Genomic DNA, 5,734 nt, shown 5'->3' with positions numbered 1-5,734 from the left:
TGGCCCGCGTGACAGAAGGAACCAAAGCCATGTTGAATGCAATTTCGACCCGCGGCGCGCTGGCCGCTACAACAGCCATCGCTGCCGTTGCGCTGATCATGATCGTGCCGCAGACACGGGACGGTGTGCTGTCCCCCAGGTTCGGTACCGAGACCCGGGTGATCGGCCAGCCGCAGGCGGTTCGGCCAACCGGTCGATCAGACGCTGAAACGGCCGAGATGGATCTCGAGGAACCCGTTGTCGAAGCGCCGATGGTTGTGGATGAAGCCCGGGAACCTCTGGCAAAACGCAGCCTTCTTTCGCAAGGTCGCCTCGCCGACAGCACAGTGGCCCCTTCGGTTTCGAGCGACGCTTTTCGTCCGCCAGCGCGACCCGAGCAGTCGTCCGAAGAATTTGCAAACGTCGAAACCAACTCACTCAAGGTCACCGCGGAAGAACCGGTTTCGACGTTTTCGATTGATGTCGATACCGCATCTTACGCCATCGTCAGGTCCTCGCTTCTGGCTGGTCACTTGCCCCCGCGTGACGCGGTGCGGATTGAAGAAATGGTAAACTATTTTCCCTATTCCTATCCGGCGCCGGACGGCGCGGTGCCGTTTCAGCCAAGCATCACGGTCATGCCCAGCCCCTGGAATACCGGTACTCGACTGGTCCATATTGGCATTCAGGGAACGCTTCCGGTGATCGAGGAGCGTCCGGCGCTCAATCTTGTCTTTCTCATCGACACCTCGGGCTCGATGCAGGACGCCAACAAGTTGCCCTTGTTGAAACAGTCCCTGCGCCTGATGTTGCCCGAGTTGCGACCCGAGGATCAGGTGTCGATCGTGACCTATGCCGGCAGTGCGGGCCAGGTTCTGGAGCCGACATCTGCAGCCGATCAGGCCAAGATCCTGCGGGCGCTCGAACACTTGGACGCGGGCGGATCCACAGCGGGACAAGCCGGGCTTCAGCAAGCCTATCAGGTTGCTGCAGACATGGCCGCCGAGGGCGAGGTGACGCGAGTCATTCTGGCCACGGACGGGGATTTCAACGTTGGCCTGTCCGATCCCGAAGCTCTCAAGGAGTTTATCTCTGACAAGCGCGACAGCGGAACATATCTGAGCGTTCTGGGTTTCGGGCGCGGTAACCTTGATGACGCGACGATGCAGGCCCTGGCCCAGAACGGAAACGGACAGGCGGCTTACATCGACACGCTGGGTGAGGCCCGCAAAGTGCTGGTTGACCAACTGACCGGTGCGCTGTTTCCGATTGCCAACGACGTCAAGATTCAGGTCGAATTCAACCCTGCCCAAATCGCCGAATACCGCCTGATCGGGTACGAAACCCGCGCTTTGCGCCGCGAGGACTTTTCGAATGACACTGTTGATGCGGGCGACATAGGTGCAGGCCACAGCGTAACCGCGATTTACGAAGTCACGCCGGTCGGCTCCAACGCAATTCGCAATGCACCGCTGCGGTATGGAAATACCGCCCCCGCTTCGGACAGTGATGAAATCGGCTATTTCAAGCTGCGGTACAAAACACCCGGCGACACGCGCGGCCAGTTGATCGAGCAACCGATCTTGGACGGGCAGGGCCGCCAGACGGACGACGTGAGGTTTTCCGTCGCGATTGCAGGTTTCGGCCAGTTGTTGCGCGGCGGCACTTACCTGTCCGACTGGAGCTATGATGATGCAATCGCGATGGGCAACACAGCCCGTGGGGCCGATCCTTTCGGGTACCGGACCGAAGCCGTGACCCTGATGCGTCTGGCGCAATCCCTGTCAAAATAAAGGGTGGGCAATCCGTGTCAGTTCAACGACGGGCGCGGATTGTTGGCAGCGTGCGAATGAATCTTCCGCACGCTCCACTCAACTGCGTCTCGCATGGTTTTGCCCAAGGCGGTGTCAAAAGCGGTAACAAGATCCGGCGTCTCGTCGCTGGTCGAGACAACGGCTTCCTGGAACGAGCTTGAAGCGATGATCTTGTCTTCGAACTCGTCGATGATCTTGATGTTCATTCGCACTTCGATTTTTACGGTTTTCGAGTTTTCGGTTTCTCCGACGACAATCCCTTGAAACTCGCGCAGGTCCGGAACGATGACGTAGTCGGCGCGCAGGCCGACCGTCGAACGACCCACGGCGGCGACGCGACCGCTGTTTTCAAAGCTTTCGACCATCAACGCCTGAACGATCAAAGGTGCTCGGTCCACCCACCGGGCACGCGGCAGATACTGGACCTGCAGGGGCGTCGGCTGCACGGCAATCTGGTCGGTGTTCACCGCAGCGGTCGCAGTGGGTTCCTGGATGACGATCTGTTTCTGCACCCGGGGCAAAGACTGCGAGAACGTGCTCTTGGGGGTCAGCAGATACAGGTCGTTCGGTTTCGAGGCCTGTTTCAACGTGCCCAGACCGGCACATCCGCCCAGCGTCGTGATTGCAAGGGTCAGAAGAAGGGGCCTGATCATTGACGGAACTCCGATGCTTGGGTGCCCAGAAGGAAACGCGCGGGGTCGCGCTCGACCTTGTCGACAAGACGGTCCAGGCTGATGACAAGGCGTTGGGATTCTTCCACGAAACGAACGAATTGTGGCAGTCCGACCCGCAGGAAGTCTGAAACCTGCCGGCGGTTTTGTTGAACGATGCCGTCAATCGTTCCCAACAGGTCCGATGCCGATTGCGACGCGCTCAGAACGTCCGCTGAAATCTGGTCGATCTTGTCGGTCACGTTCGTTACCGTTTCGGCCACTTTGGTGGCGGCGTTTCGGATGTCGTCAACAACCTGTGCAACGTCTTCGTCCATCACGCGATTGGCCGAGTCGAACGCGCGTTCTGCGGATGCCAGAGTTCCTTTCGCCGTATCCATGGCCGAGGTCACCGAGTCGAGCGTTTGGTTGGCGTTGGCAAAGGTGTTGTTCACCGTTGCCATTGTGACCGCGGCTTCATCCGACAACCCGATCAGGCGGTCCGCGAGTTGCGACCCGCGCTCGATGAAGGGGCGGACGTCGTCTTCGATGACCTTGTTTGCCGTGGCCAGCGTCTGGTTCGCGCTGTCCAGTGCGGTTTTCGCCGATTCCGAGGCCGTTTTGATGCTGTTCAGCGTATCAGTTCCGGTGGTCAGCGTGGTCTCTGCGGTATCGGCCAACTGATCCAGGCGTTTGGTGAAGGCCCCGATGTCCTTTGCCGCGCCGCCCAGATCGCTGGACAGGGATTCAAAATCGTTCAGGGTCTTGTCCAGCCGGCCCGAGGCCGAAGCCAGGTTGTCGAGAATGTCCGACACGGCCTTGCGATTGTTGTCATCCACCACTGCGTTCAGGTTCTCCAGCAAGGTCACCGCCTCGTCCAGGACCTTGGGTGCGCCTTCGAACAGGGATTGGATGGCGCTGCGCTTGCTTTTGATGACGCTGTTCTGCGGCAGCCGTTCGGCATCGGGCGATCCGCCCGACAACTCGACATAGCTAACGCCGGTCACTCCCAGCGACTGCAACTGCGCGATCGTGTCCGTGGTCACCGGAATGCCTGCATCGACCTCAAGCCGGACCCTTACTTTGGACGGGTCATCGTCATCCAGGTCCAGCGAAATCACCTGTCCCACGGGCAGACCGTTGTAGCTGACGCCACCGGCGGCTGACAGGCCCGACACGTTGTCGAACAGCACGTCATAGTAAGCGTATTGGCGCGTGACTTCGAACTTGGCCAGCCACAGGAAGAAGCCGAACGCGCTCAGGATGCCCGCCAGTGTAAACGCGCCGATCAGGATATAGTTCGCCCGGGTTTCCATCGCCTCTACCTGTCCTGCCCCTTCTGTTGCGCCGCGCGGGCCCGGGGACCTGTGAAGTACTCCTGCACCCAAGGGTGGTCGACCTTGGTCATGTCTTCAATCGGACCTTCCACCAGCACGCGCTTTTCCGCAAGAACCGCAACGCGGTCGCAGATCGCGTACAGGCTGTCCAGGTCATGTGTTACCATGAAAACGGTCAACCCCAAGGCCTGTTGCAATTCTCCGATCAATTCGTCGTAGGCCGCGGCGCCGATGGGATCCAGCCCGGCGGTGGGTTCGTCCAGAAACACGATCTCGGGGTCCAATGCCAGCGCCCGGGCCAGCGCGGCCCGCTTGCGCATCCCGCCTGACAGCTCTGACGGGAACTTGCCACAACTCAGCTGCGGCAGCCCCACAAGGCTGATCTTGAGGCTGCCGAGCGCCCGCATCAAGCTCTCGCTCAGGCCGGTGTGTTCGCGCAACGGGGCCATGACGTTCTGAAGCACGGTCAGAGAGGAAAACAGTGCCCCGTCCTGAAAGGCGACGCCCCAGCGTTTCTCGATGCGGCGTCGGTCGGCCTCGGGGCCGTTCAGCACGTCGACACCCAAAACTTCGATACTGCCTGCCGCGGGTTTGTTCAGCCCGACGATGGTGCGCAGAAGGACGGACTTGCCGGTCCCGGACCCGCCGACAATGCCCAGCACTTCGCCGCGCCAGACATCCAGGTTCAGGTCGTCATGCACCACCTGCGGACCGAACTGGTTGCGCAGATTGCGCACACGGATCACCGCTTCGCGCTGCGCGTCCAGCTTGGCGGTCGATGTCTGAGCAGATCCATCCATGTCAGACACCGATCTCGGAGAAGAAAATGGAAAACAGCGCGTCAATGGCAATGACCATGAAAATCGACTGAACAACTGACGCGGTGGTGCGTTGGCCGACGCTTTGGGCGGAACCCTTGACCTGCATTGCCTGCCAACAGGCGATTACCCCGATGACCATGGCAAAGAACGGCGCCTTGATCAGCCCAACCGCCAGGTGCCAGACGCTGGTGTTTTCCTTCAGGCGCGTAATGAACATTCCGGGGCTGACGCCCAGATCGATCCAGCTCATTAGGGCGCCGCCAAAAAGGCCGGCGATATCGGCCACGAAGCCCAGTATCGGCAGCATGATCAGCAGTGCAAGAACCCGTGGAATGACGAGCACCTCGATCGGGTCCAGACCCAATGTGCGCATGGCGTCGATTTCTTCTTGCACTTTCATCGAGCCGATCGAGGCCGTGAAGGCCGAGCCGGATCGACCAGCCACGATGATGGCGGTCAGCAGGATACCCAGCTCACGCAATACCGAGATCGAGATCAGCTCGACCACGAAAATTTCCGCGCCGAACTGTTTCAACTGGGTGGCCCCCTGAAAAGCCAGCACCACGCCGATCAGAAATCCCATCAGCGCCACGATGGGCAGGGCCTTGAACCCGGTTTCCTCCATCTGTGACACGACCGCGGCGCGGCGCAGGCGCCACGGCATGATCATCGTGCGGCCCAGCCGGTGCAGGGTCAGGCCCAGAAAGCCGAGGATCGACATGGTGTCGCGCCCGGCGCCCACTGTTGATTGGCCCAGGCTCTCAAGCCAAGGCATGAAGCCTTTTGGCGGGGCTTCGGCGGGAATGTCCTTGGGAATGTTCTCCGAGACGGTTTCCAGCAGCGCGGAATGTGCCGGTTTCAACCCGTCGAAAGCCACGGTCGCCCCCATGGCTGCGCAGCGGTTTTTCAGGTCCGCGATCAGCCACGCGCCGCCGGTGTCCAGCGCATCGATGTCGGACATGTCGACCGTCACATGCGCCGCATCCGGACGGGTGGCGCGAAAGGCGTCTTCGACGGCGCTCAACGACTGTGTCAGCATTTCGCCAGACACAATCACGCGCGCTGTGCCGCCTTCCTGTTCGACTGCAATCGAGGGTTTCGTCATGCCGGTATCAGACGGGAAACCGTTCCTG

5 protein-coding genes are annotated in these 5,734 nt (G+C 60.5%); 1 reads left to right on the top strand and 4 read right to left on the bottom strand.

Annotated features, from left to right (window positions below):
• Window positions 1-1,772 (top strand): vWA domain-containing protein (locus AC2FM5_RS19065; protein WP_496737503.1); only part of this gene is annotated, 1,772 nt, incomplete at its 5' end.
• 17 nt (window positions 1,773-1,789) lie between these two features.
• On the opposite strand, the gene AC2FM5_RS19060 is transcribed toward AC2FM5_RS19065, so the two are convergent.
• The 4 genes from AC2FM5_RS19060 to AC2FM5_RS19045 are packed head-to-tail and all read right to left on the bottom strand — an operon-like array spanning window position 1,790 to window position 5,706.
• Window positions 1,790-2,446, bottom strand: coding sequence for an ABC-type transport auxiliary lipoprotein family protein (locus AC2FM5_RS19060; protein ID WP_170365932.1), 657 nt, complete (start codon window positions 2,444-2,446; stop codon window positions 1,790-1,792).
• The gene (locus AC2FM5_RS19055) at window positions 2,443-3,759 is read right to left on the bottom strand and encodes an MlaD family protein (RefSeq protein WP_170444973.1); all 1,317 of its coding nucleotides are present in this window, start codon (window positions 3,757-3,759) and stop codon (window positions 2,443-2,445) included. Before AC2FM5_RS19055 ends, AC2FM5_RS19060 begins: the two co-directional genes overlap by 4 nt.
• A gap of 5 nt (window positions 3,760-3,764) precedes the next feature.
• Window positions 3,765-4,580 carry an ABC transporter ATP-binding protein gene (locus AC2FM5_RS19050; protein WP_170341340.1) on the bottom strand — a complete coding sequence of 272 codons (816 nt, stop codon included), beginning with the start codon at window positions 4,578-4,580 and terminating at the stop codon, window positions 3,765-3,767.
• A gap of 1 nt (window position 4,581) precedes the next feature.
• Window positions 4,582-5,706 (bottom strand): ABC transporter permease, encoded by a 1,125-nt coding sequence (locus AC2FM5_RS19045; protein ID WP_170439563.1) that lies wholly within the window; start codon window positions 5,704-5,706, stop codon window positions 4,582-4,584.
• Window positions 5,707-5,734: the final 28 nt, after the last annotated feature.

It is taken from the genome of Ruegeria sp. BHSA162 (assembly GCF_059613385.1).
The sequence above is the reverse complement of the archived record's forward strand: the minus strand, read 5'-3'. Positions and strand labels throughout refer to the sequence as shown.

What these genes read in the sequence shown, in the direction of transcription:
- AC2FM5_RS19060 (WP_170365932.1), bottom strand. Translation starts at nt 2,446, where the DNA reads ATGATCAGGCCCCTTCTTCTGACCCTTGCAATCACGACGCTGGGCGGA.
- AC2FM5_RS19055 (WP_170444973.1), bottom strand. Translation starts at nt 3,759, where the DNA reads ATGGAAACCCGGGCGAACTATATCCTGATCGGCGCGTTTACACTGGCG.
- AC2FM5_RS19050 (WP_170341340.1), bottom strand. Translation starts at nt 4,580, where the DNA reads ATGGATGGATCTGCTCAGACATCGACCGCCAAGCTGGACGCGCAGCGC.
- AC2FM5_RS19045 (WP_170439563.1), bottom strand. Translation starts at nt 5,706, where the DNA reads ATGACGAAACCCTCGATTGCAGTCGAACAGGAAGGCGGCACAGCGCGC.